This is a genomic window from Micrococcus sp. HSID17227 (genome assembly GCF_003989405.1).
Classification (GTDB): domain Bacteria; phylum Actinomycetota; class Actinomycetes; order Actinomycetales; family Micrococcaceae; genus Micrococcus; species Micrococcus luteus.
The window spans coordinates 1-26037 of sequence record NZ_RBLN01000008.1 but is presented as its reverse complement, the minus strand read 5'-3'; the positions used below and the strand labels follow the sequence as shown (position 1 = coordinate 26037).

21 protein-coding genes and 1 tRNA gene are annotated in these 26037 nt (G+C 72.2%); 3 read left to right on the top strand and 19 right to left on the bottom strand.

Features of this window, described 5'->3' with window-relative positions; genetic code table 11:
- Both D8M29_RS01245 and D8M29_RS01240 read right to left on the bottom strand, forming a co-directional pair.
- The coding region (locus tag D8M29_RS01245) for a glycosyltransferase (protein WP_127445766.1) at positions 1-1053 on the bottom strand (1053 nt) is incomplete at its 3' end.
- The gene (locus D8M29_RS01240; RefSeq protein WP_044659581.1) at positions 1050-1973 is read right to left on the bottom strand and encodes a glycosyltransferase family 2 protein; all 924 of its coding nucleotides are present in this window, start codon (positions 1971-1973) and stop codon (positions 1050-1052) included. The genes D8M29_RS01245 and D8M29_RS01240, both read right to left, overlap by 4 nt.
- Before the next feature lie 200 nt (positions 1974-2173).
- On the opposite strand from D8M29_RS01240, the gene D8M29_RS01235 reads away from it, so the two are divergent.
- A complete protein-coding gene (locus tag D8M29_RS01235; protein ID WP_127435110.1) occupies positions 2174-3268 on the top strand; it encodes a PqqD family peptide modification chaperone in 1095 nt (364 codons plus the stop codon).
- Between the two features lie 46 nt (positions 3269-3314).
- On the opposite strand, the gene lepB is transcribed toward D8M29_RS01235, so the two are convergent.
- From lepB to D8M29_RS01155, 16 genes are all read right to left on the bottom strand, one after another.
- On the bottom strand, positions 3315-4061 hold the full coding sequence (gene lepB, locus D8M29_RS01230; protein WP_127435111.1) for a signal peptidase I: 747 nt from the start codon (positions 4059-4061) through the stop codon (positions 3315-3317).
- Between the two features lie 2 nt (positions 4062-4063).
- Positions 4064-5044: a ribose-phosphate diphosphokinase gene (locus tag D8M29_RS01225; protein ID WP_069941482.1), complete on the bottom strand. Its 981-nt coding sequence runs from the start codon at positions 5042-5044 to the stop codon at positions 4064-4066.
- Positions 5045-5160: 116 nt separating this feature from the next.
- Positions 5161-6198 (bottom strand): nucleotidyl transferase AbiEii/AbiGii toxin family protein, encoded by a 1038-nt coding sequence (locus D8M29_RS01220; RefSeq protein ID WP_020627446.1) that lies wholly within the window; start codon positions 6196-6198, stop codon positions 5161-5163.
- Positions 6176-6718 carry a type IV toxin-antitoxin system AbiEi family antitoxin domain-containing protein gene (locus D8M29_RS01215; protein WP_255420483.1) on the bottom strand — a complete coding sequence of 181 codons (543 nt, stop codon included), beginning with the start codon at positions 6716-6718 and terminating at the stop codon, positions 6176-6178. Before D8M29_RS01215 ends, D8M29_RS01220 begins: the two co-directional genes overlap by 23 nt.
- A gap of 112 nt (positions 6719-6830) precedes the next feature.
- Positions 6831-8324: a bifunctional UDP-N-acetylglucosamine diphosphorylase/glucosamine-1-phosphate N-acetyltransferase GlmU gene (glmU, locus tag D8M29_RS01210; RefSeq protein WP_036340435.1), complete on the bottom strand. Its 1494-nt coding sequence runs from the start codon at positions 8322-8324 to the stop codon at positions 6831-6833.
- Positions 8325-8361: 37 nt separating this feature from the next.
- Positions 8362-8433 (bottom strand) — tRNA-Gln (locus D8M29_RS01205).
- Positions 8434-8497: 64 nt separating this feature from the next.
- Positions 8498-9991 carry a sugar transferase gene (locus D8M29_RS01200; RefSeq protein ID WP_127435112.1) on the bottom strand — a complete coding sequence of 498 codons (1494 nt, stop codon included), beginning with the start codon at positions 9989-9991 and terminating at the stop codon, positions 8498-8500.
- 141 nt (positions 9992-10132) lie between these two features.
- Entirely contained in the window at positions 10133-11974 is a 1842-nt protein-coding gene (locus tag D8M29_RS01195; protein WP_036340429.1) for an ABC-F family ATP-binding cassette domain-containing protein, read from the bottom strand.
- 65 nt (positions 11975-12039) lie between these two features.
- The gene (locus D8M29_RS01190) at positions 12040-13008 is read right to left on the bottom strand and encodes a 4-(cytidine 5'-diphospho)-2-C-methyl-D-erythritol kinase (RefSeq protein ID WP_127445765.1); all 969 of its coding nucleotides are present in this window, start codon (positions 13006-13008) and stop codon (positions 12040-12042) included.
- Entirely contained in the window at positions 13005-13928 is a 924-nt protein-coding gene (gene rsmA, locus D8M29_RS01185; protein ID WP_098093431.1) for a 16S rRNA (adenine(1518)-N(6)/adenine(1519)-N(6))-dimethyltransferase RsmA, read from the bottom strand. The genes D8M29_RS01190 and rsmA overlap by 4 nt, the downstream gene beginning before the upstream one ends.
- Positions 13929-13988: 60 nt before the next feature.
- Positions 13989-15809, bottom strand: a complete 1821-nt coding sequence (locus tag D8M29_RS01180) for an ABC transporter ATP-binding protein (protein WP_238692769.1) — start codon at positions 15807-15809, stop codon at positions 13989-13991.
- A gap of 24 nt (positions 15810-15833) precedes the next feature.
- Complete coding sequence (locus tag D8M29_RS01175; RefSeq protein WP_127435267.1) at positions 15834-16787, bottom strand: TatD family hydrolase; 954 nt, start codon at positions 16785-16787, stop codon at positions 15834-15836.
- Positions 16788-16908: 121 nt separating this feature from the next.
- Complete coding sequence (locus D8M29_RS01170; protein ID WP_036316357.1) at positions 16909-18396, bottom strand: NAD-dependent succinate-semialdehyde dehydrogenase; 1488 nt, start codon at positions 18394-18396, stop codon at positions 16909-16911.
- A gap of 599 nt (positions 18397-18995) precedes the next feature.
- Positions 18996-19742, bottom strand: coding sequence for a hypothetical protein (locus D8M29_RS01165; protein WP_147084459.1), 747 nt, complete (start codon positions 19740-19742; stop codon positions 18996-18998).
- A 135-nt stretch (positions 19743-19877) separates the two neighbouring features.
- Complete coding sequence (gene rsmI, locus D8M29_RS01160; protein WP_127445763.1) at positions 19878-20732, bottom strand: 16S rRNA (cytidine(1402)-2'-O)-methyltransferase; 855 nt, start codon at positions 20730-20732, stop codon at positions 19878-19880.
- The gene (locus tag D8M29_RS01155; protein ID WP_127435592.1) at positions 20729-21649 is read right to left on the bottom strand and encodes a glycosyltransferase family 2 protein; all 921 of its coding nucleotides are present in this window, start codon (positions 21647-21649) and stop codon (positions 20729-20731) included. Before D8M29_RS01155 ends, rsmI begins: the two co-directional genes overlap by 4 nt.
- A 44-nt stretch (positions 21650-21693) precedes the next feature.
- Here D8M29_RS01155 and D8M29_RS01150 point away from each other — a divergent pair, with 44 nt between their 5' ends.
- Together D8M29_RS01150 and D8M29_RS01145 are read left to right on the top strand one after the other, a co-directional pair.
- The gene (locus tag D8M29_RS01150) at positions 21694-23307 is read left to right on the top strand and encodes a dolichyl-phosphate-mannose--protein mannosyltransferase (RefSeq protein WP_127445762.1); all 1614 of its coding nucleotides are present in this window, start codon (positions 21694-21696) and stop codon (positions 23305-23307) included.
- A 68-nt stretch (positions 23308-23375) separates the two neighbouring features.
- Positions 23376-25214: a long-chain fatty acid--CoA ligase gene (locus D8M29_RS01145; protein ID WP_119217506.1), complete on the top strand. Its 1839-nt coding sequence runs from the start codon at positions 23376-23378 to the stop codon at positions 25212-25214.
- Between the two features lie 77 nt (positions 25215-25291).
- On the opposite strand, the gene D8M29_RS01140 is transcribed toward D8M29_RS01145, so the two are convergent.
- Positions 25292-26002 (bottom strand): TIGR01906 family membrane protein, encoded by a 711-nt coding sequence (locus tag D8M29_RS01140; RefSeq protein ID WP_238693309.1) that lies wholly within the window; start codon positions 26000-26002, stop codon positions 25292-25294.
- Positions 26003-26037: the final 35 nt, after the last annotated feature.

Sequence of the window (26037 nt, the reverse complement as noted above, 5' to 3'; positions counted from 1 at the left end):
CCACCCCTGGGCCATGGCCGCCCGGTGCGCGAACGTGTGCTCCGCGTGCGACCGGCGGCGGCCGGCCTCCCGGATGCGCGCTCCCCAGGCGGGGTCCGCAACGACCCGGCGGCCCAGCTCGATGAGGTGGTCCGCGTCCTCGAAGACGAGCACCTCCTCGTCCGGGACGTAGAACTCGGCCACGTCGGCCCGATCGACGAGCTGGAGTCCGCCCATGCCGGGCACCTCGAAGGTCCGCATCGCGTGGCCGGCCTGCAGGCCGTGGATGTTGATGGCGCCCGCGGCGGCCGCCTGCACGGCGTACGCCTCCTCGAGGGGGATGTCCCGTTCGGCCGGCAGGTCCGGCCGGGCCAGCTCCCACGTGCGCAGGCGGTCCACCGGATGGTGGCTCCACTGCCGCCCGTAGGCGCGCACCGGCACCCCGGCCGCGGCCAGGCGAGTGAGCAGCTCCACGCGGTTCGGGTAGCGCGAACCCACGAAGACCAGCTCGTCGCGCCGCGGCACCTGGGGCAGCGCCATCGCCGGATCGAAGCCGTTGGGCATGTAGTGGGCGTCCACGCCCTCGCCGGCCAGCAGCTCGGCCTCGGAGCGGGCGTAGCTGAGCACCGGCCCGACGGCGCGCAGGAACTCCATCGAGTAGTCGTGCCGCGCGAGGTCGTCGTACAGCCAGAGCATGCGGGGCAGGCCCGCATCGAGGATCTCGGACCAGAAGGCCTCACCGAGCGAATCGCCCTTGATCACGAGCACGCGGTCCGGCCGGGCCTGGCGCAGCGCGGCCACGGCCCGCCCCGTGTCCCAGGCGACCCGCGCGGCCGTGCGGTCCACACCCGCCTTCTGCGGCAGCTCGAGCAGCCCCTTGTTCCGCAGCTTCATGCCGAGCGTGGCGTAGGCGTCGTAGCAGTGCACCGTGACGTCGAAACCCTGGGCCGCCCACGCCGCCGCAATGGACCGGTGATAGCCGTGGAACGCCGGCGAGACGAGGAACAGCCGTTCCGGGGAGCGACCGCCCCGCGCCTCGGGCGGCGCCGACACGGTGTAGCCGGTGGCGCTCATCGGCGCTGCCCCTTCCAGACCAGCGCGTGTTCGTCCCGGAGCACGGCGCGGGCGTCCACGTCCACACCCCGGGCCTGCCGGAGCGCGTTCACGGCGAAGTTCGCCCCCGTCGCCGCGGTGAGCGCGGCCTTGAGGACCCGGGGGTGACCGAACTTCCGGGCGTAGCGGTACCGGGAGTCCACCAGCCAGCCGCGCCGGCGCAGCGGGTCCGAGGAGCCGTGCAGCCCATGCGGCACACGGACGGCCGGGACCACGATCGACGGCACGCCGCGCTCGCGCAGGCGGCGCTGCAGGTCGACCTCCTCGGAGTTCATGAAGTACTCCTCGTCGAACCCGCCGACGGCGCGGACCTGGGCCATCGGCAGGAGCAGCACGGCGCCCATCACCCAGTCGACCGCCACGGGCGAGGCGGACCGGGCCGCCGCGACGTCGTGCCCCACGGCCTCGTGGAGCACGTCCAGGTGACGGAAGCGGGCCAGCGGAGTCAGCCACTCCACGGTCTGGTGCAGGACCGTGGGGAAGTGCCGGCCGGACCACTGCGGCGTGCCGTCCTCGTTGACGACCTGCGGGCTGACCACGGCCGGCTGATACGGAGCGGCAGCGGCCACCAGCGCGTCGATCTGCGCCCCCGTGATCTCGGCGTCCGAGTTGAGGACCAGGGCCAGCTCGGTGGTGACCGCGGCCAGGCCGGTGTTCACGTTCGCCCCGAAGCCGCCGTTGCGCTCGCGGCGCACCACGGTCAGACGCGGATCGTGCGCCTCGGGGTACGGGGTGGGCGAGGCGTCGTCCGAGACCACGACGGCGGCCAGCGCGTCTCCGGGATCGGTCAGCAGGCGGTCGACGAGGGCGAGGGTGGGGGCCGGATCGCCGTAGTGCGGGATCACCACGGTCACCGCCGCCGTGGGCGACTGGGCTGCCATGCGGGCTCCTCCCTCAGCTCGGATGGACGGCGCACTCAGCGCCCGAGAACCTGTGTCGAGTATAGGGAGGCTCTGGCGAAGACCCGTGCCAGCCGGTGGGGCGACGCCATGGCCGCCCGCACGGCTCTCAGTACACTGACCGGACAGCCACGGGATGGAAGGGGTGAGCCATGCCCGGCGCCCAGGGGGAGGACGAAGCCATGAGCGAGACCACCGCGTTGCGCATCGGCACCGGTCTCGATGCCGTGACGGTGAGCGGCCTCACAGGAGACGAGCGCGCGGAGGTCATCGCGTCCTGGGCCCGGTGCGGTGTGGAGGTCGTGCAGCCGCCCGCCCACGCCGATGCGCACCGCGGCGCCGACACCGCGTCTCCGTGGCTCCAGTGGCACGAGGACCTGGTGTTCCTGGCGACCTCACGGACGATCGAGTCCGCCCGCGGCACCCACCTGCTGTTCCATGCCGCGTGCCTCGCCACACCGGACACCGGGGCGGCGATGGTCCTGGTGGCGGCGTCCGGGACGGGCAAGACGACGGCCACGCGCCGGCTGGGACCCCATTTCGCCTACCTCACCGACGAGACGGCGATCATCGCCCCGGACGGCCTGACCGTCACGCCCTACCCCAAACCGCTGTCCCTGCTGGGGTCACGGGGGGTGCGCCCGAAGACCCAGCGCGGCCCGGACGACCTGGGTCTCGGTCCGACCCTCCCCGACGCCCGGCTGGCCCGGATCGCCGTGCTGGACCGCGTGCGGGACCCCGAGGGCTCGGTGTCGCCGCGGGCGGAGCCCATGGAGCTCGTGGCCGCGCTTGGGGCCCTCGTCCCCCAGACGTCCTCTCTCTCCCTGCTCCCCCGCGGCCTCGTGACGCTCTGCCGCGTCCTCGACGCGGTCGGCGGCGCCCAACGCCTGGTCTACGCCGAAGCCGATGACCTGCGGGGCGTCGTCGACGGGCTGCTGGCGGCCCCGCCCACGCCCGTCACCCCCGCCTGGGAGGCGCTCACCGAGGAAGAGCTGCGGGCCTCGGTCGGTGCGGCGGTCCCGGGCGCGGTGTCCCGCTGCGCCGTCGACGACGGCATCCTGACCGACAGCGGCCGCCTGGTCCTGCTCGCCTCGGACCGCCTGGTCGTGCTCGAAGGTCTGGGCCCGTCCGTCTGGCTCCTGCTGGACGAGCCGCGGACGGCCGCCGACGTGGTGGCCTGCCTCCGCACCGAAGGACCCGTGCCCGAGGACGCCGAGGCCCGGGTGCGGAAGGCGATGGACGCCCTGATCGCCGTGCAGCTGGCCACGGCCGGCTGAGCCGGCCCGGAGACGGCCGGCGCCCAGGGCCCGCCCCCTCAGGAGATCAGTGCCCGCCCCAGTGCGTGGGCGGCCAGACGGTCACGAACACCTCGCCCACGATGTCCTCGCGGGTGACGAAGCGGGCGCAGTCCCCGGCCTGGTCGGCGGGGATGCCGCGGCACGCGATCACGGAGTCGGCCGAGTTCGAGCGGTGGTCGCCGAGCACGAGCATCGAGTCGTCCGGCACGGTGACCGGGCCGAAGCAGCGCGCGGACATCACCTCGGACTCGCAGTCCAGCTCGTCCCGGATGAACGGCAGATCGTTGTGGATGTACGGCTCGTCCACGGGCTCCCCGTCCACCGTCACCGCGCCCTCGGCGGTGCAGCACTCCACGGTCTGCCCCGCGGTGCCGACCACGCGCTTGACCAACGCCTGCTCGTGCGAGCGGCCGATGCCGGTGAGGTCGCCGAACGTGCGGACGGCGTTCTCCACGGCCCCCTCCGGTGGCATGGGGTGCGCCCAGTCCTCGTTGGCCGTGAAGACCACCACGTCCTGGGACTCCGCCATCCCGTCCGGGTAGGCGGTGCGGTTGACCAGCATGCGGTCCCCCACCTCGAGGGTGTTCTCCATCGAGCCGGACGGCACCGAGTACACCTTCACCCACAGGGCCTGCACCACGGCGACGACCGCGAGGGCCACCACCACGTTCAGCAGCAGGGAGGCCCAGAACGGCAGGCGCGGACGGTGAGGCTGCGGCGCGGCCACCGCGCCGCCGTCTTCCCCGTGGGCCGGCTCGACGCGCTCGGCCATGGTCAGGCGACGCCGTCGAACAGGCTGGTGACCGAGCCGTCCTCGAAGACCTCGCGGATCGCGCGGGCGATCAGCGGGGCGATCGAGAGCACCGTGAGGGTCTCGAAGCGCTTCTCCTCCGGGATCGGCAGGGTGTTGGTCACCACGACCTCGCGGGCGCCGCACTCGGCGAGCCGCTGGGCGGCCGGGTCCGAGAACACCGCGTGCGTGGCGGCGATGATGACGTCCTTCGCGCCGGCATCCTTGAGGATCTGCACGGCGCCGGCGATGGTGCCGCCCGTGTCGATCATGTCGTCGATCAGCACGCAGACGCGGCCCTCGACGTCCCCGACCACGGTCTTGGACTCGGCCTTGTTCGGAACGGTGAGGTCCCGGCTCTTGTGCACGAAGCCCAGCGGCACGCCGCCCAGGCGGTCCGCCCACTGCTCCGCCACGCGCACGCGACCGGTGTCCGGGGAGACGACCGTGACCTCTTCGCCCTCCACGCTGGAGCGGATGTGGTCCGCCAGCAGCGGGATGGCGAACAGGTGGTCCACCGGGCCGTCGAAGAAGCCCTGGATCTGGGCGGTGTGCAGGTCCACGCTCATCACACGGGAGGCGCCGGCGGTCTTGTACAGGTCCGCGACGAGACGGGCCGAGATCGGCTCGCGGCCGCGGCCCTTCTTGTCCTGGCGGGCGTACGGGTAGAACGGCGAGACCACCGTGATGCGGCGGGCGGAGGCGCGCTTCATGGAGTCCACCATGATCAGCTGCTCCATGAGGTGGTTGTTCAGCGGCGCCGGGTGCGACTGGATGATGAACACGTCCTTGCCGCGCACCGACTCGCCCGAGCGCACGTAGATCTCGCCGTTGGCGAAGTCGTAGGCACTCATGGGGAGCAGTTCGGTGCCCAGCTCCTCGGCGATCTCCTGCGCGAGCTCGGGGTGGGCGCGGCCCGTGGCCAGCACCAGTCGCTTGTCCTCGCTGCGGCTCAGCTCCGTCATGACGTCCTCAACATCCTTCGTGGTTGCACGTTCCATGCCCGGCGGCGGCGCGCGGCCGACGTCCAGCGGGCCGCCTGAGGGGCCCGGTCCTCGCACCCATCCTAGGGCGCGCGGGGTTAGCCCTGAGCGCCGGAGCCCTCGGCGCCGGCGGCCCGCGCGATCCTTGTGATCAACGACTCCAGCCAATCCGCCGCGTCGGACACGCGCGGCTGCAGGAGCCTGGCCTGTCCCTCCGCACCCACTCGTGTCTCCTCCAGCGCATCCAGGTACCCCTGCTCGAGAGTCCGGACGTGAGCGACCGGAGGCGGCCACTCATGCGGTGTGTGTCCTGCCGCAGTCCGGCCGGGTGACCGAAACATGAAAGTACGGCTGACGAGATCTGCGAGCAACGGGATGTCGACACCACCCTCGGCCTCCGCCCCATGCCAGAGCAACTGGATGTCCACGAGATCGTGGCCTCGCGTCTGATGTGGATCCGTGACGGCATGGATCTTCTGTGCGAGCTGCTGCTCGACAGCCATCACGGCCACAGACCGCGGTGTTCCACATCCCAACGCGGTGACCGCCTCCGCGACCTGGGGTGCCACGACCTCGACTGGCTGCGCCAGCGTGCTGCCCTCGAATTCGTCGCGCCCGATCTCGATCGGGACCGACACCCAACTTGTCCTCGCGGAGAGAAAATGCAGGGTCACCTTCGCTCGTGACAGGACGTAGGGATCGGGCACTCCGAGAGGCTCCGCAGGATCGTCCTCATGCACCGTGCCGAAGAAGGCCACCCGGGTCGCAGCCGGGTCGGCCTTGAGTTCTCTCTTGCTCCCGGGCGCGGCCCCCCATCCCCGGTCGACGAACCCGGTCAAGTCCTTCAGCGCCTGCTGGGGATCGCGAGCCAGTAGATCGAGATCCCGGGTCGCCCGCGTCCCGGTGGCTCCATGTCGGAGTCGAACGCCATTTCCACCCTTGACTACGACGCCTTCCGGCAACATCTGCGCCACGATCACTGCTCCCAGCAACCGGCGCGCCCGGTCCACCGGAACGCCCATCGCGTCAGCGATCGCCTCCAGTCGACGGTTGAGTTGGCCTTCGCTCCTGGGCGCACCTCGAGCTCCCAGATCGCCCAGGCCCACGACCACGTCATCGACCGCCACGATGTCCACCGTTCTGCCGCGCCTCCAGGTCCTTCTTCAAGCTCCTCGCCTCGCCCACCGTGAGCAGCCCGCGCGCGCGGGCCTCCTCGATCGCAGCGGCGACGCGCTCGAGAGGGATGCGGTCGAGTGCCTCACGAAGGGCTTGGTTGATCGTGAGGCCTCGCACGCCGCCGTGAAAGGTGAGGTCCTCGTCGCCCGGCGGGGGACGGCGTCGTGTCACTCGTACATGCGCGCGCGGCGAGCCGCGGTACCGCCTCGTCACGCCCACCCGTACGACGGAGGGATCGACCAGGGCGAGGTCGTACAGTGACAGCACTGCGTCCCAGTCCAGGAATGCATCTTCACCGCCCGTGGCCACGGCCTCCGCCGCGTCCGTGAACCGGTCGCGGGGAACCTGGCGATGGAGGTACACCCCGTGGGCCAGCCTCCGCAGAACGCCGCGCTGGGCGAGCTTGCGGACCTCGACGGCGGGCACGCCCGCCTCCTCCGCTTCCGTAGTGGTGATGACCCCGTGGTTCCCCGCAGCCACGTCCCACAGATCGTCACGATACGTCACGGGATCACCACCTCATCTCTGGTGTCACAACCGTACCGGAATCGGTACGGTTGTGACACGCCGACCTCTTGTCGGGCGCGCGGGGTCAGCCCTGAGCGCCGGAGCCCTCCGCGCCGGCGGCCCGCGCGGCCTCGGCCGAGGAGGTGCCCGGGCGCTTGGCCGGCACCCAGCCCTCGAGGGTGCGCTGGCTCACGGCGTTCAGCGCCAGGGCCCCGGCGGGCACGTCCTCGCGGACCACGGCGCCCGCGCCGGTGTAGGCGCCGTCGCCCACCGAGACCGGGGCCGTGAACACCGTGTTCGAGCCGGTGCGCACGTGCGCGCCGATCACGGTGCGGTGCTTGGCGACGCCGTCGTAGTTGGCGGTGATGTTGCCGCAGCCGATGTTGGTGTACTCGCCGATCTCGGCGTCCCCGGCGTAGCCCAGGTGGGAGAGCTTGGCACCGCGGCCCACGGTCACGTTCTTGGTCTCGTAGAACGCGCCGATCTTGCCGTCCTCCCCCAGCACCGTGCCCGGGCGCAGGTAGGTGAACGGGCCGACGGTCGCGCCCGCGCCGATCACGGCCTCCGTGGCGTCGGTGCGCTTCACCACGGCACCCTCCCCCACCTGCGTGTCCGTGAGGGTGGAGTCCGGGCCGACGACGGCGCCCGTGGCCACCGACGTCGCCCCGTGCAGCTGGGTGCCGGGCTTGAGCGTGATGTCCGAGGCCAGGGAGACGGTGACGTCCACCCACGTGGAGGACGGGTCGACGACCGTGACACCCTCCTTCATCCAGCCGCGCAGCACGCGGTCGTTGAGCTGGCGGCCCAGGTCGGAGAGCTGACGGCGGTCATTGGCGCCCTCGACCTCCCACACGTCGTCCGTGCCCACCGAGGCGACACGGCCGCCCTCGGCGCGGGCCATGCCGAGCACGTCCGTGAGGTACTTCTCGCCCTGCACGTTGTCCGTGGAGATCTCCGGCAGGGTGCGGCGCAGCAGGGCGGCGTCGAAGGCGTAGATGCCGGAGTTGACCTCGCGGATCGCCACGAAGGAGTCATCCCCCGTGGACTCGGCGTGGGTGAGGGCGTCCTTGTGCTCCATGATCCGCTCCACGAGGCCCTCGGCGTCGCGGACGATGCGGCCGTAGCCCGTGGCGTCCTCGAGGGTGGCGGTGAGCACGGTGACGGCGTTGCCGTCCGCCTCGTGGTCCGCGACGAGGCGGGCGAGCGTCTCCGGGGTCAGCAGCGGGACGTCGCCGTAGGTCACCACGACGGTGCCCTCGAGGTCCGCGGGCAGGGCGGCCAGGCCCAGCTCGACGGCGCGGCCGGTGCCCGGCACGTCGTCCTGGTCGGCGATCGCCAGCGCGTCGATGCCCAGCTGGGCCGCCACCGTCTCGAGGTGCTCGGCCACGCGGGCCCGCTCGTGCCGGACCACGGCCACGAGGTGCTCCGGCGCGAGCGACCAGGCCGCCGCGAGCGCGTGGCCCACGAGGGAGCGCCCCCCGATCGCGTGCATGATCTTCGGCGTCGTCGACTTCATGCGGGTGCCCTGGCCCGCGGCCAGGACGATCACGGCGGAGGGACGGGCGGACGGCTGGGACATGGGGGCTCCTGCACCGGTGGGGGTCAGCGGACGGGGGTTCCGCCCCTAGGATTCGAACCTAGACCGCACGGCTCCAAAGGCCGGCGTGCTGCCATTACACCAGGGCGGAGCGCCGGACCCCAGGGGGCGGCGACGACGGCCCATTCTTCCACACGGGTCGCGCGGATCCGGGGTCAATAGGCGCCGTCGGCGGCGATCACGGCCTTGACGGTCCGCCCCAGGATCACGAGGTCGCCCAGGATGGACCAGTTCTCCACGTAGTAGAGGTCCAGGCGGACCGCCTCCTCCCACGGGAGGTCGGACCGGCCGGAGACCTGCCACAGCCCCGTGATGCCGGGCTGCACCAGGAAGCGGCGGTGCACGTACTGCTCGTAGGCCTCGACCTCGTGCGGCAGGTGGGGCCGCGGGCCCACGAGGGACATGTCCCCCCGCAGCACGTTCACGAGCTGGGGCAGCTCGTCGATGCTGGTGCGGCGGATGAGCTTGCCGACCCGGGTGATGCGCGGGTCGTCCTTCATCTTGAACAGCACGTCCGCATCCCCGCCGTCCGAGACGAGCCGCTGCCGGATCTCCTCGGCGTCCACCACCATGGAACGGAACTTGAGCATGGTGAACGGCCTGCCGCCGAGACCGATGCGTTCCTGCCGGAACAGCACCGGCCCGCCGTCCGTGGCCTTGACCGCGATCGCGACGGCGATCAACAGCGGCGAGATGGCGATCAGGCCCAGCCCCGACGCGACGACGTCGAACGCCCGCTTGGCGAACGCCTTGCCCTCGGAGAGGCGCGGGGTGGAGAGGTGGATGAGCGGCAGACCCGCGAGGGGCTGCGTGTGGAGGCGGGGTCCGGCGACGTCCACGAGGGCGGGCGCCATGATCAGGGAGACGCCGCGCTCCTGCAGCTCCCAGCCGAGCCGGCGGACGTCCCCGGGGACGAACGGGTGGCCCGAGGTGATCACCACGGCTTCGACGTCGCGCTCCTCCACGTGGGCGACCACGTCCTCCACGGTGTCCAGGTCCGTGGAGACCGGTATCGGGAGGTAGTCCTCCTGCCGGGTCTTGTATCCGGGGAGGGCCGCCGCCACGGGGGCGTATCCGGCGCCGGCCTCGGAGTCGAGGGCCTCGAAGATGTGCCGGACGGCCTTCGGGCCGCCGACGAGCAGGAGCCGTCGCCGGAACCTGCCGCGGTGTCGCTGCCGCGCCACCCACCCGCGCACGAGGAACCGGCCCAGCAGGAGCAGGAGCACGCCCAGCGGCAGAGCCAGGCCCACGTAGCCGCGCGCCACTTCGAGACCTGCCGCATAGGCGAGGATCGCGACGGTGCCGAAGAGGTACAGGGTGGCCTGCAGGACCCGCTTGTACTCCTCGGTGCCCACCCCCAAGATCCGGATGTCCCGGGAGCCTTGGATGGTCAGCGCGAGCACCCAGGCCGCGCTCAGCGCGAGGCTGATGACGCTGTAGTCGACGAGTGCGGCGCCCGGGAGGGTGGTGCGCCGCGGTCCGCCGAAGCGGAGCTGGGCCGACACGAAGGTGGCGAGCAGGACCGCGACCACGTCCACGACCAGGACGAGTCGTGGAAGGCCTCGCTCCCAGGGCCGGCCCAGGACACGACCGCGGGCGGTCGAGCCCATGCGAAGCGTGGTCGACTCGTCACCGGGGCTCGCGAACACGCTCTGCTCCTCCGTCCTGACGCGGGGGGATGGTCCACGTCATGTGGGCCGGGCATGGTGCCGTGCCCCGGCCCCCGATTATAGGACGGAAACAGTCGCCGGCTGTGCGACCTGCCGCACTCTCCTGTGCGCGCCCGCCCGTCAGTCCCCTTCGGCGAGTTCAGCAGCCTGCAGCCACTCCTCCTCCAGGACGTCCAGCTGCGCGTCGAGGTCCTTCAGGTCGGCGGAGGCCGCGGTGAGGGCGTCGAAGTCCTGCGCCTGCCCCAGCTCGGCCATCCGCGCCTCGAGGCCGGACCTCCGGTCCCGGAGCCGGGTCATCTGCTTCTCGAGCCGGGCCATCTCCTTGCGGGCCAGCCGACGCTCCGCCTCGGTGGGCCCGGTGTCCTCCTCCGGCCCGCCCATGCCCGCGCACGTCCCGACGACGTCGTTGCGGCCCCGAGCTGCGCCGGCTCCCCGGGCCGGGCCGCCGGCGTCGTCCATCGCGGCGCGCAGCTCGAGGTACTGGTCCACCCCGCCGGGCAGGCCGCGGACCTTGCCGTCCCCGAGCAGGGCGACCTGGTGGTCGGTGACGCGCTCGAGCAGGTAACGGTCATGGGAGACCACCACCAGGGTCCCCGGCCACCCGTCCAGCACGTCCTCGACGGCGGCCAGGGTGTCCGTGTCCAGGTCGTTGGTCGGCTCGTCGAGCATGAGGACGTTGGGCTCACCCACGAGCAGGCGCAGCAGCTGCAGGCGCCGGCGCTCGCCACCCGAGAGCTCGGAGACCTGAGTCCACTGCCGGGAGGTGCCGAAGCCGAGCATCTCGAGCAGCTGGCCGGAGGACATCTCGCGGTCACCGACCTGGAAGGACGAGCCTTCGCGGGCCATGACTTCGGCGACGCGCAGGTGGGCGACGTCGTCGAGCTCCTTCACGTCCTGGGTGAGGGTGGCCGAGACCACCGTCTTGCCGCGCTTCACCCGCCCCGAGTCCGGAGCGATGCGGCCGTCGAGCAGGCGCAGCAGGGTCGACTTGCCCGCACCGTTGACGCCGACCACGCCGAGCCGCTCGCCGGGCGCCAGGCGCAGGGTGACGTCGTCGAGGATCGGCTTCTCCCCCAGCGTCAGGCTCACGTGCTCGAGGTCGAGGACGTCCTTGCCGAGCCGGGCCGTGGCCATCTTCGCCAGGGACACCGAGTCGCGCGGGGCGGGGACGTCCTCGATGATGGCGTTGGCCGCCTCGATGCGGAACTTCGGCTTGGACGTGCGCGCCGGGGCGCCACGGCGCAGCCAGGCGAGCTCCTTCTTCACGAGCTGCTGACGCTTCTGCTCCGTCACCGCCGCCTGCCGGGAGCGCTCCGCGCGCGCGAGCACCCACGCCGCGTAGCCGCCGTCGAACGGGTCCACCGTGGCGTCGTGCACCTCCCACGTGCGCGTGCAGACCTCGTCGAGGAACCACCGGTCGTGGGTGACCACCACGAGGCCGCCGTCGGTGGGGCGCCAGCGCTGCGTCAGGTGGCGGGCGAGCCACGCGACGCCCTCGACGTCCAGGTGGTTGGTGGGCTCGTCGAGGAAGAGGACGTCGTCGTCCCCGGCGAGCAGACGGGCCAGGGCGACGCGACGGCGCTGGCCGCCGGAGAGGCCCCGCACGGACTGCTCCAGGTCGAAGCCGTCGAGGAGACCGCCCAGGACGTCCCGGGCCTTGGGGTCCGAGGCCCACACGTGGTCGTCCACGTCCCCGACCACGGCCTGACGCACGGTGTGCTCCGGGTCGAGCCGGTCCTGCTGGTCCAGCACGCCCACGCGGACGCCGCCGCGGCGGGTGACGCGGCCCGTGTCGGGTTCCTGGAGGCCGGCGAGGATGCGCATGAGGGTGGACTTGCCGTCGCCGTTGCGGCCCACGAGTCCGATCCGGTCCCCCTCATCCACGCCGAGGGAGAGGCCCTCGAGGACGGTGCGGGTTCCGAAGGCGATGCCGATGTTCTCGGCGCCGAGCAGGTGGGCCATGGAGGAGGTGGTCCTTTCCGGACGGAGGAGGGGTGGTCGGGTGCGGCGGGGTGCGCCGCCGGGTGTCAGAGCACGTGGGCGCCGGGCACGGGGCCGTGGACGGGGAGGGCGCGCACGCCCGTGCGCTCCTCGATGGCCGAGGCCAGCCGCAGCGCGGAGGCCTCATCCTGCGCCACGAAGAGCAGGGTGGGGCCGGAGCCGGAGACCATGCCGCGCAGCGCGCCTTCGTCCATACCGAGGTCGAGGACGTCCGAGAGCTCGGGGAACAGGACGACGGCCGGGGTCTGCAGGTCGTTGTCCATGGCGGTGGCGAGTTCGAGCGGGTCCGCCGCGGTGAGGGCCCGCAGGACGGCCTCGTTCACCTCCGGGCGCGTCGGCCCGTCGGGCAGGTGGCCCTCCCGGCGCAGCTCGTCCAGGGTCTGGAAGACCACGGGGGTGGACAGCCCGGCGTCCGCCGGGACGAGGACGAGGTGCACCGGGGTGCGGGCCGCGACGGGGGTCAGCTCCGCCCCCGTTCCGAGCCCGACGGCGGCGCCGCCCAGCACGCTGAAGGGCACGTCCGCGCCCAGCGGGGCGGCCAGCTCGGCGAGCTCGGCGCGGGTGTGCCCGGTCTCCCACAGGGCGCTGCACGCGAGCAGCGTGGCGGCCGCGTCGGCGGAGCCGCCGCCCATGCCGCCCGCGACCGGGACCTGCTTGGCGACCTCGAGGTGGACGCCGTGGGTGTCAGGATCGAGTCCGAGGGTGTGCCTCAGGTGTGCGGCGGCGCGGTGCGCGAGGTTGCGCTCGTCCCAGGGCACGTCCTGGGTGTCCACCAGACTGATGTGGCGGGCCGACGGGCCGACGGTGATCCTCCCGTCCGTGCGCGCGATCGCCGTGACGGTCTCCCGCAGGCTGACGGCCAGGTACACGGTGGCCACGGGGTGGTAGCCGTCCGCGCCGGGGGGTCCCACCCGCAGGGACAGGTTCACCTTGCCGGGGGCGCTGACCGTGACGTGCCGGGCCGTGGGGTCGAGGCCGAGGTCCTCCGTCGTCATGCGCTCACCTCCTCCGCCGCACGCCGCGGGCCGTGCTCGGCGATCCGCGCGAAGGCCGCGATGTCCAGGGCCTCGCCGCGGGCGCGTGGGTCCACGCCGGCGGCCACCAGGGCGTCCTCCGCCGCCTGTGGCGACCCGGCCCAGGAGGCGAGCGCGGCGCGCAGGGTCTTGCGGCGCTGGGCGAAGGCGGCGTCCACCACGGCGAAGACCTCCCGGCGGGACGTGCTGCCCGCCGGCGGCTCGCGCCGGGTGAAGGCGACCAGCCCGGAGTGGATGCGCGGAGCGGGCCAGAACACCTGGGTGCCGATGGTGCCCGCCTTGCGCACGTCCGCATACCACGCCGCCTTGGCGGACGGGACGCCGTAGACCTTGGAGCCGGGCCCGGCCGCGAGACGGTCCGCGACCTCCTCCTGCACCATCACCAGGCCGTGCCGCAGCCCCGGCAGGACCGCGAGCGCGTGCAGCAGCACGGGCACGGCCACGTTGTAGGGCAGGTTCGCCACGAGCGCGGTGGGGCCGCCGGCGGCGGCGGCGGGCCGGACCTCGGCCAGTGCCTGCTCGCTCAGCGTCATGGCGTCCGCGTGCAGCACCGCGAGGGCGTCCTCGGCCCCGGGGCGGAACTCGGCGGCGGTGCGCGGCAGGCGGGCGGCGGTGACCGGGTCGATCTCGACGGCGGTGACGGCGGCGGCCGCGTCCAGCAGGCCGAGGGTGAGCGAGCCCAGCCCGGGACCGATCTCCAGCACGTGCTCGTCCGCGGTCACGTCCGCGGCCTGCACGATGCGCCGGATCGTGTTCGGGTCGATCACGAAGTTCTGGCCCCACTGCTTGGTGGGACGCAGGTCCAGCTCGGCGGCGATGCGCCGCACGTCCGCGGCGCTCAGCAGCGGGGCGGGGGCGGGGTGCGGGGAGGGCTGGACCATGCCCGCGAGTCTATCGGGGCGCCGGACGGGGTAACCGGGGCGCAGCGGCGCGGGCTCCGCTCAGGTGGAGAGGTCACCGAGCCGGACGAGCTCGCGGAACTCGGGGCTCGTCTCCTGCAGCCCGGCGAACGTGCCCTGGCCGATGATCCGCCCCTGGTCCATCAGCACGATCTGATCGCAGCGCTTGACCGTGGAGAGACGGTGGGCGACCACGATGACCGTGATCCGGCCGCGCAGCGACTCGATCACCTCGGTGACCCGGCGTTCCGTGAGGTTGTCGAGGGCCGACGTCGCCTCATCGAGCACGAGGAGGCGGGGGCGCCGGAAGAGCGCGCGCGCGATGCCCAGGCGCTGGCGCTGGCCGCCGGAGACGCCCACGGCCCCTTCGCCGATCACGGTGTCCAGGCCGTCGGGGAGCTCGTCCAGCCACTGGCCCAGCTGGGCTTCGCGCAGCACGCGCTCCACCTCGGCCCGGTCCGCCGTCTGGGCGGCCTCGACGTCCAGGAGCACGTTGTGCAGCACCGTCCCGTTGACCACGGTGACGGACTGCGGGACGAACGCCACGTTGTCCCACCAGCCGCGCGGGTTGGCCTCGAGCTCCACCCCGTCCACGTAGACCCCGCCGCGCTGGGCGTGGTGGAAGCCGATGACCAGGTCCACCAGGGTGGTCTTGCCGGCACCGCTGCCGCCCACGAAGGCGTACGAGGAGCCGAAGGGGATGCGCAGGTCGATGTCGCGCAGGACCGGCTCGGTCTTGCCGGGGTAGGTGAAGGACGCGTCCCGCACCTCGATGGCCTCCTCGAACGTGATGCGTTCGTAGGGCCGGTCCGCCGCGTGCAGGACCGGCTGCGCGGCGGCGAGCTCCGCCGTCGTGCGCTCGAAGGCCGGCCAGGACGTGCGGATCTCGTTGGTGGTGGCCATGAGCGCCGCCATGGACGGCAGCACGCGGAAGCCGGCCATCGCGAGCAGGGCGAGCGAGCCGAACGCCTCCCCGCCGCGGCCCTGGATGAAGGCCACGGCCACGAGCGCCGCGATGGCGGCCACGAAGGCCACTTCGAGCACGTAGCGCGGCATCATCGTGAGGATCATCTTGAGCCGCGTGGCTTCGGCGCTCTCCATGCGGGCGGCGCGGTACTCCTCCATGAACGCCGAGTCGTTGCCGCGGATCTTCACGTCCTTGTAGTTCTCCAGGCCCTGCAGCGCCGCCGTGTTGGCCCGCTCCCCCGCGGTCACCAGGGTCCAGCCCACGCGGGAGGCCGGGCGGCGGATCACGGTCTTGATCACCCAGGCGACGGCGAGGAAGTACAGGGCCATCCCGAGCCCCGTCAGCGGCATGGCGACGCCCACCACGACCGCCACCGCGACGAGCGTCACGGCCTCCGTGAGGAACGTGACAGACGCGTTCACCACGCCCGTGTAGGCCATGCTGGAGGTGCCGGTGACGTTGTTGACCAGGGTGCCGACCGTGCGCGTCAGGTGCAGGCCGTAGTCGGCCCGCAGGTAGTAGCGCAGCAGCGTGGCGGACGTGCGGATCAGGTTCTGGTTGGTGAACCCCATGGTCCACCAGCGGAACGCGAGCACCAGGATCGCCTTGAGCAGGAAGGCCAGCACGATCACGACGGCGAAGGCCACCGTCTGCTCCGGCACCGTCACGGCCCCGAACCGGGCCAGCAGCCCTTCGAGCGCCGGGGAGTCCAGCTCACCCGAGGTCAGCAGGCTGACCAGCGGGAGGATCGAGGCGAGCGCCACCATCTCGAGGCCGGCCACGAGGACGGACCCGAGGACCACGAACACGAGGCGGATCCGCATGGGGCGGTCCACCAGGTACTGCGTTCCCTCGGGCAGCCGGGCTTTGAGGAGTCGGGTCAGCACGTCGTCCATCCTAGGGGCCGGGTCTGGATCGGCTCAGAACGAGCCGTACACCCGGGCGGTGTTCTCGCTCACCGCGCGGGCGAGGGCGTCCACGTCGTCGCCGCGCGTCTCCGCCATGCCCCGCAGGGTCAGCGGGACCAGGTAGGGCGCGTTGGGGCGACCCCGATGCGGATGCGGCGTGAGGAAGGGCGCGTCCGTCTCCACGAGCAGCAGCTCGGCCGGGGCGATCCGCAGCGCCTCGCGCAGCTCGTCGTTGGCCTTGAAGGTGACAGGACCGGCGAAGGACATGTGCCAGCCGTGCTCGGCGCACGTGCGGGCCAGATCGGGCCCGCCGGAGAAGCAGTGGAACACCACGTGCGGGGGCAGTCCGCCGTCGGCCGCCTCCTCGAGCAGGATCCGGACGACGTCGTCGTGCGCGTCCCGATCGTGGATCTGCAGGGCCGTGCCGAGCTCGCGGGCCAGTCGGATGTGCCGGCGGAAGGACTCCTGCTGCGCCGCGTGGCCGGCCTCGTCCTGCGTCCGGAAGTAGTCGAGGCCCGTCTCGCCGACGGCGCGCACGCGGGGGTGACGGGCGAGCTCCGCGATCTGCGCGAACGCCTCCTCGAACTCGCCGCGCTCGGCCAGGCGGGCCGCGTCGTTGGGGTGCAGCGCCACGGCGCCGAGCAGGCGGGGCTCGGCCTCGATGGCCGCGATCGTGAACCGGGCCGAGGCGACGTCGCAGCCCACCTGGACCGCGCCGACCACGCCCACGGCCTCCGCCGCGTCCATCGCCTGGTGGACGTCCACCCGGACCAGGCCGTCGCGGAAGTCGAGGTGCGTGTGGTTGTCCACGACGGGCACCGGCAGCGGCTCCGGTGCGGGCGGGTACTCGAGACGACGCTTGCGGCCCGACTTCTCCTCGCGGGCGTCCCGGCGCGGGCCGCCGTCGTCGTCCGGCTGCTGGGCGGGGGCGCGGTAGGCGAGCGGGGTCTCGGATGCGTGGGCCATACATCCCACTCTAGGGAGCCGAGCCCGGCCCCCCCCGACACGCCTCGGGGGCGGTATCGGGTGGTATCCACGTCGGATACCACCCGATACCGCCCCCGGAGGACACGGCGCGGCGAAGAGGTCAGGCCTTCGTGGCCGCCCACGGGTCGGCGATGCCGATGTACTGCACCGAGGTGTACTCCTCGATGCCCTCGGCGCCGCCCTCGCGGCCCAGGCCCGACTGCTTCACGCCGCCGAACGGCGCGGCCGGGTTGGAGATGACGCCCACGTTGTAGCCCATGAGGCCGAACTCGATGCTCTCGGCCACGCGGTACATCCGGGCCTGATCCTTCGTGAACACGTAGGAGGCGAGGCCGTACTCGGTGTCGTTGGCCATCTCGATGGCCTCCTCCTCGGAGGAGAAGGTCACGATCGGGGCCACCGGGCCGAAGATCTCCTGCTGGAGGATCGGGTTGCCCTTCTCCACCTTGATCGCGGTCGGCGCGTAGAAGTAGCCGTCGCCCTCGATCTTGTGGCCGCCGGTGAGCACCTCGCCGCCGGCCGCCACGGCGTCCTGGACGAGCTGGTCGATGTCGTCGCGCGCGCCTTCGTCCACGATCGGGCCGAGGGTGGACTCCGGGTCGGTGCCGCGCAGGGGCTTGAGCGCCTCGAGCTTGGCCACGAACTTCTGCGTGAACTCCTCGGCCACGTCCTCGTGCACGAGGAAGCGGTTGGCGGCGGTGCAGGCCTCGCCCATGTTGCGCATCTTCGCGGCGAAAGCGCCCTCGACGGCGGCGTCCAGGTCCGCATCCTCGAAGACGATGAGCGGGGCGTTGCCGCCGAGCTCCATGGAGGTGCGCAGCACGTTGTCCGCCGCGTCCTTCATGAGGCGCACACCGACCGGGGTGGAACCGGTGAAGGACACCTTGCGCAGGCGCCGGTCCTGCAGGATCGGGCTGGAGATCGACGAGGCGGAGGAGCCCGCCACGACGTTGAGCACGCCCTTGGGCAGGCCGGCCTCCTGCATCACCTGCGCGAACAGCTGGGTGGTCAGCGGGGTCAGCTTGGCGGCCTTGAGGACCATGGTGCAGCCAGCGGCGACGGCGGGGCCCACCTTGCGGGTGGCCATGGCCAGCGGGAAGTTCCACGGGGTGATCAGCAGGCACGGGCCCACCGGGCGGTGGTGCACCTGCATGCGCAGCGTGCCCTCGGGCACGGTCAGGGTGCGGCCGTAGTGGCGGCCGGCCTCCTCCGAGAACCAGCGCAGGAAGCCGTTGCCGTACGTGACCTCGCCGCGGGCCTCGGCGAGCGGCTTGCCCATCTCGAGGGTCATCAGCAGCGCGAAGTCCTCGGCGCGCTCGTTGATCAGATCGTAGGCGCGGCGCAGGATGTCGGCGCGCTCCTTGGCCGGGGTGCGGGCCCAGTCGGCCTGCGCGGCGCAGGCGGCGTCGAAGGCGGCCATGGCGTCGTCGGAGTTCGCGTCCTGCAGGCTCGCGATGACCTTGCCGGTGGCGGGATCCTTCACGTCGAAGGTCTTGCCGGAGGAGGCATCTCGCCACTCGCCGTCGATCAGCAGGCCGGTGGGGACGGACTCCAGCAGCGCCTTCTCGCGCTCAGCGGTCACGGTCATGATGCACCTCTTTCGGGGTCGGTGGTCGGAGGCGGCACGCCCCGCGTCCTGAAAGGAAACGGGTGGACGGCCACGGCTATTCCGACGCCGTCCGGCGGCGGTCGGCAGCGGCTCCACGGCCGATCCTAGCTGTACCCCGCCAGGACGCTGGTGAGCGTCGCGCGGTGACGACGGAGAGAACCTCCGTGGGGGTGAAGCGATCGGGGTTTCGTTCTGAGTCGCGGCGAGGAGAAGCGGCGTGCGCCCGCGACGCTCAGTCCCGGGGTACGTGAGCGTGCCGGTCGCACTGCCCATGACCGACAGGGACTCGAAGATGCTCCGAGAGGGGAGTCGATCCGCGCTGTCGTGCCACACCTCGGCGTCGGCGTGCAGACACTGAGGGTCTGGTGCAACCGGTACGGGCCACCAGGGCCCTCCGCGATCGCCATCGAGGTCGCGATCCTGGACTGGGTCACCGGGTGGAACACCCGACGACTCCATCGAGCCCTCGGCACGTGGCGGCTCCAGCAGGTGGGAGCAACGCCCATGAATGCAGCGAGGGGTGGCTGCAGAGGGCTGCAGCCACCCCTCGCTGACACGTGGGTTGAGAGAGACTCGAGTCAGTTCGTCGTCTTGGGGCCGATGATCTCGAGGCGATCGGCAGACCAGGTAACGTTCGACGCGGCCCCCGTGTCGAACGCGACGCGCTGCGTGCCGATATACGCGGTGAGGTGGACCTGGTTGACCATGGACGCCACGTCCTTGGCCCAGAAGTAGGGATTGAATGACGGCTGTGCGTAGAAATAGCAGCCGGTAATGGGTGCTGAATACGTCAGGGTGATGGAGGACCCGTCCGAGGCCAGCTTGGTGACTTCCCAGTATGCGGGGTTGGTGCCGGTCACGAAGCGGTCCCCGACCTTCAACGTGTAGAAGGTCTTGCTGTCGCCCACGCTGCCGTTCGTGTAGGTGTTGTAGGGGGTGCCGGCCTTCCGAGCGTTCAGGACCTTGCGGAAGTCGACGATGCCCGCAGGAGCCGTGTAGACGATCGAGATCTTCTTGTTCTGGACGGATTGGCAGGCCGTGGCATCGGGGATACCCACGCCCGGTGTGGCATTCAGATAGAGCGCGGTCGTACCGTTCTGCGCCTGGACGTACTTCGTCATGAGCGGGTTCGCGTACAGAGTTGCGCCGGCAACCACGCCAACGTTCGATACAGCAAAGGCCGGGGCTGCGGCGGTGGCAGCGATCGCAGGGACAGTCCAGGTGACACCCTTGGTTACTTGCCGACGTGATATCACTCGAGTTTCGTTGACCATGCCAATGCCTTTCGTGGCGCTTCTGAGGACCTGGGGCACCTCCACAGGCATGAGGCACTCTGACATAGTAGCGGTCCTGCCACAACCGACGAGTCGTAGAATCTGTGATTATTCACGCTTGAGAGACCCGTTGTGAATCGACCGTTCACGCGGTAGGCGGCTGCTGGCTGTGTAGCCGGGGACGTGTCAGCCCCGGGCCGCGAGCACCGCCTGGTAGAGCTCCCGGCTGCGCATCCCGTGGGCTCCGGCCACCGCGGCCACGGCCTCCTTCAACCGGGTGCCGGACTCCACCAGCACCGCCACCTCGGCGACCGCGTCCGCCTCGGACGCCTCGCCCCCGGCACCGGGCGCGGGCGGCCCGATCACCAGCACGATCTCCCCGCGGATCCCCTCCCCTGCGTGCCGCTCCGCAGCCCAGGCGTGCACCTCGGCCGCGGTGCCGCGCACCACCTCCTCGTGCAGCTTGGTGAGCTCGCGGGCCACGCACACCGGCCGCTCCGCACCGAGGACCTCCACGACGACAGCCAGCGCGTCCGCCAGACGCTGCGGCGACTCGAAGGCGACCACGGTGCGCGCCTCGGTCAGCAGGGAGGTGAGCCATCGCCGTCGTTCCCCGTCCTTGCGGGGGACGAAGCCGTCGAAGGCGAACCGGCCCGTCGGCAGGCCGGACAGGGCGAGCGCGGTGGTCACGGCGGAGGGGCCGGGCGCGCAGGTCACGGGCAGCCCTGCGGACACCGCGGCCGCCACGAGCCGGTACCCCGGGTCCGAGACCGTGGGCATGCCCGCGTCCGAGACCACCGCCACCGTGGCACCGCCCCGCACCTGGTCCAGCAGCCCCTGGGTGGAGGCCGCCTCGTTGTGCTCGTGATGGGCCACCACCCTGCCCGTCGGGGTGACGCCCAGTCCGGCGCACAGGCGCCGCGCGGTCCGGGTGTCCTCGGCGGCGATCACGTCCGCCTCCGCCAGCAGCTCACGCAGGCGCGCGGACGCGTCCCCGAGGTTGCCGATGGGGGTGGCGGCCAGGACGATGCGGCCCGTCACGCCGCGCCGCCCCGCCCGTCGAGGAACGGCAGCCGGGGTTCGCCCGCCTTGCCGGTCTTCACCCACCTTCGGTAGCCCCGCCAGCGGCCGGTCCGTACGGCGGCCTCACGGAGGATCCATTTCGGGAGGCTACGAAGTCCCCGCGCACGCGCCGTGCGGACGGCGTCGGCCGGCAAGGCCGCCAGTGCAACCACGAACTGCGACTCAGCCAGAGGGGTGCCCTGGGCCTCATGGCCGCGCGACCAGAGGACGGCCTCCGCCTGGCCGGACGAATGGATCTTGCGAAGCTTCGCCTTCAGCCCGGTCGTCTCACGGAAATAGAGGACCAGCCCTGGGTGGGGCGCGATCGTGTGCCCCGCTGCCAGGACACGAGCGGAAAGGTCCGAGTCTTCAACACCGTAAGGCGGCAGAGACTCGTCGAAGCCTCCGGACGCCAAGAAGACATCACGTCGTACCGCCGCGTTGCACGTCTGGGCGCCTCGCCCGTGCAGGATCCGTGGGTTCAGGAGAGGTGCGTCCGGACGTTGCGGATGACTCAGAAGACGGTTCGCCCCCGCCACCATCGGGGCGATCTCCCGCACTCCACGGAACGCCTGCTCCACCCAGTCGGGAGCGACCCGGTCATCGGCGTCGCACATCGCCAGTACCTCGCCTCGGGCGGCGGCCGCGGCTGCATTCCGGGCGTGGCTGGCGCCCTGCACCCGGAACGCGTCAACCACCGTCAGTGGGACGGGGAACGAGGCCGCACGCGCACGGACCGCGTCCGGGCTGCCGTCCGTGGAGCGGTTGTCCCCCACGATCACCTCCCACGTGAGGTCGGTGCGCTGGACGGCCAGTGCGTCGAGCTGCTCATGGATGAGCTCACCCCCGTTATGCATCGGAATGATGACGCTGACGTCCACGGATTCCATGGTCATGCCCCCAGCCTAGAGAGTCCTTGCGTCCCCCTAGCATGGAGCCCGTGCCCGCCACCGCCCTCGCCTCCCGCCCCGCCGCCGTCGCGGCCGACGACGGCCCCTTCGGCGTCGCCGCCCTGCGCGCCCGCCTCGGGGTGAGCGCGGCGCCCCTGACGCGGTGGCACTGGATCCTGCCGCTGCTGGTCACGGTGATCGCCGGCGTCCTGCGGTTCACGAACCTGGCCCACCCGGACCAGCTGATCTTCGACGAGACCTACTACCCCAAGGACGCCTACTCCCTCCTGGAGTCCGGCTACGAGCGGCGGTGGGACGAGGACGTCAACGACGCGTTCGCGCGCGGCGAGGCGGAGCCGCTCGAGGGGGCCGCCTACGTGGTGCACCCGCCGCTGGGCAAGTGGCTGATCGGCCTGGGCATGCTCGCGTTCGGCCCGGACAACGGGGTGGGCTGGCGGTTCAGCGCCGCGGTGGCCGGCACGCTGTCCGTCCTGCTGGTCGCCCTCGCCACGCAGCACCTGCTGCGCTCGGTGTCCCTGGGCGCGGTCGCCGGGCTGCTGCTGGCCGTGGAGGGCCACCACCTGGTGATGTCCCGCATCGGGCTGCTGGACATCTTCCTCTCGTTCTTCGTGCTCGCGGCCTTCGCCGCGCTGCTGGCCGACCGCGTCCACGGGCGGCGGCTGCTCGCGGCGCGGCTCGCCCACGACGTCGCCCGGTTAGGACGCGACGCCCTGGCCAGCGGGCCGCGGCTCGGCTGGCGCCCGTGGCGACTGCTGGCGGGCGTGCTGCTGGGCGCCGGCTGCGCCGTGAAGCTCTCCGGGCTGGCGTTCATGGCGGCCTTCGGCCTGCTCACGGTCCTGTGGGACATGTCCGCGCGCCGGACCGCCGGGGTGCGGCACTGGGCGTGGGCCGGCGTCGAGAAGGACGGCCTGTACGCGTTCGTGGCCGTGGTGGGCGGCGGCCTGGTCGCCTACCTGGCCTCGTGGACCGGCTGGTTCGTCACGGAGGGCGGCTACTACCGGGACTGGCACCGGGACAACCCGCCGGAGGGCCTGCTCGCCGGGCTGGTCCCCGGTCCGCTGCGCTCCCTGTGGCACTACCACGTGGAGTCCACGACCTTCCACCAGGGCCTCACCAGCCCCCACGACTACGCCGCCAACCCGTGGACCTGGCCGTTCATGGGCCGGCCCGTGAGCTACTACTACGAGGGTGCAGAGCCCGGCGAGGGGATCTGCCCGGCGGACGCCGCGGGCGCGTGCTCGGCGGCCATCACGGACATCGCCAACCCGTTCGTGTGGTGGACGGGCCTGGCCGCCGTCCTCGTGTGCGTGTGGCTGCTGGTGCGCCACCGGGACTGGCGGGCCGGCGCCCTGCTCTGCGCCTACGCGGCCGGGCAGCTGGTGTGGTTCCTGTGGCCCGAGCGGACCATGTTCTTCTTCTACACGATCGCCTACGAGCCCTTCCTCGTGATGATGATCGCCCTGGCGCTCTCGCTGCTGCTGCGGCCGGGCCGCCGGCCCGGGCCCCGCTGGGGCTCGGCCCTGGTGCTGGCGTACGTGACGATCGCCGTCGCCGTGTCCCTGTTCTTCCTGCCCGTCTGGATCGGCGACGTGATCCCGTACGACCAGTGGCGCTGGCGGATGTGGTTCAGCAGCTGGATCTGACGGTCGCGTCCCGGGCGCGGGCGTGCCCGACCGCGCGCCGCACGCCCGGAAATGGATACGCTCGGACCGTGCAGAACCAGAGCCCCGTCCATGAGTCCGCCACCGAGCTCGTCGGCATGCCGCCGGCGGACTCCAACATCACGGACCTGATCGTCGCCTCCTGTGCCGACCGGCCGGACGCCCCCGTGTACGCCGTGCGCAACGGCGCGGGCGGCTGGGTGGACGTCCACTTCACCGCGTTCCTGACCCAGGTGCGCGCCGTGGCGGCCGGCCTCATCGCCCGCGGCGTCCAGCCCGGGGACCGGGTGGGCCTGTTCTCCCCCACCTCCTACGCGTGGGCCGTCCTCGACCAGGCCGTGTGGTTCGCCGGCGCCGTCTCCGTGCCGATCTACGAGACCTCCTCCGCCCACCAGGTGGAGCACATCGTCACGGACTCGGGGCTGCGCGTGGTCGCCGTCGGCAGCGAGGAGCTCGGCGAGCGTGTCGCCGAGGCCGCCGGGCACGCGGGCGTGGACGTGGCGACGTTCCCGCTGACGGACGCGGGGCTGGCGGAGCTGGCCGAGGCCGGCGCGTTCGTGTCGGACGACGCCGTCGAGCACGCCCGCTCCCTGGCGACCCTCGCCAGCCCCGCCTCGATCGTCTACACCTCCGGCACCACCGGCCGCCCGAAGGGCGCCGTGATCACGCACGGCAACTTCGTGGGCGCGGCCATCAACGTGCTGCACTTCGCGCGCGAGGTGGTCCAGTGGTCCCCGGAGACGACAACGTCGCGCACCCTGCTCTTCCTCCCGCTGGCCCACGTGCTCGCCCACGCCGTCCAGGTCATCTGCCTGTACGCCCGCATCCAGGTGGCCCACTCCGGTTCCCCGGCCACGCTGCTCGGCGACCTCGCCTCCTTCCACCCCACGTGGCTGCTGGCCGTGCCGCGCGTGTTCGAGAAGGTCGAGGCCGGCATCGAGGCCAAGGCCCAGAAGGGCGGCACCGGGCCGATCTACGCGGCCGCCAAGCGCACCGCCATCGAGTGGTCCACGGCCGTGGACGAGGCCGAGTTCGGGGACGGCCCCGGGCCTTCGGCCCTGCTGCGCGCCCGGCGCGCGCTGTTCGACCGGCTGGTCTACCGCAAGATCCGGGAGGCCCTCGGCGGCGAGGTGATCTCGTGCGTGTCCGGCGCGTCCGCCCTCTCCCCGGAGCTGGTGCACTTCTTCCGCGGCGCCGGCATCCCGATCGTGGAGGGCTACGGCCTCACGGAGACCACCGCGCCGGCCACCGTGAACATCCCCGGCGCGCACCGGGTGGGCACCGTGGGCCTGCCCGTGGCCGGGGTGACGGTGAAGATCGCCGAGGACGGCGAGATCCTCATCCGCGGCCCCGTGGTGTTCGACGGCTACCACGGCATGCCCAAGGCGTCGGCGGAGGCCATGGAGGACGACTTCTTCCGCACCGGGGACATCGGCGCGCTGGACGAGCACGGCTTCCTGCGGATCACCGGCCGCAAGAAGGACGTGATCATCACCGCCGGCGGCAAGAACGTGTACCCCACGCCCATGGAGGAGGCGCTGCGCCAGCACCGGCTCATCGAGCACGTCGTGGTGGTCGGCGAGAACCGCCCGTTCGTGGGCGCCCTCATCACCCTGGACACCGAGGCCTTCACCCAGTGGGCCCTGGACCGCGAGCTCAGCCTCACTCCGGCCGAGGCCGCGACGGACCCCACCGTGCTGGCCTCGATCCAGGAGGCGGTGGACCAGGTCAACGCGGGCGTCTCCCGTGCCGAGTCCATCCGCCGCTTCCGCATCCTGGACCACCCGTTCACCGAGGACTCCGGGCACGTCACCCAGTCCCAGAAGCTCAAGCGGGCCCAGGTGATCGAGGACCACGCCGAGGACGTCGAGGCCCTCTACCGTCGCTGACCCCGCCCCCGGACGACGACGGGCCGGGAGGACGCCTCGTCCTCCCGGCCCGTTCCCCGTGCCGTCCTGCGGCGCGGTCAGCGCACCACGGCGTCGTCCTCCCGGGCCCAGCGCAGACGGGTGCGCAGCAGCTGCTCGCGGCGGTCCGCGCTCAGCTCACGACGGCGGCGCGTGGGCCACGTGAGCACGAGCGTCACGAGGGACGCCAGCAGGGTCACCAGCCCGACCACCACGGCCGCGTCCACCCAGAACTGCTGGGGGTAGAGGCGGATGAGGGCGTCCCGCACGGAGAACGTCCACGTGCCGTCGGCGAAGAACAGCGAGTGGAACCCGGCGAAGAACGTCTCCCAGCCCAGCACCGCCATGACCGCGAGCGCGATCACCGCGAGCGGCAGCCACACGGCGCCGGCGAACAGGCCGCGGCGCACCCCGCCGGGGCTGGTGCGCAGCAGGGACGCGATGAGCAGGGCGCACACCACCACGAGCACCACGAGCGCCGCAGTGGCGATCCACAGCACGGTCTTCACGTCCGTCATGTGGTCGACCTCGACCTCGGTGAACAGGGGCGCGCCCTGGTGTGTGAGGCTGCTGAGGTACCGCGGCCCGGCCAGGTTGGTCACGTAGTCCAGCCCGGCGGAGCCGTAGTGCATGCGGTCGGCGAGGGTGAAGCCGAACCGGTCCGCGGGGAACCCGGGCCGGTGGTACTCCAGCCACAGGAACACCGGGCTCGCCACGAGGCGGACGGCGGCCAGCAGCAGGGCGAGCGGGGCGAGGATCGCCAGCAGCACCTGTGCCAGGCGCGGACCGGTTCGGCTTCACCCTC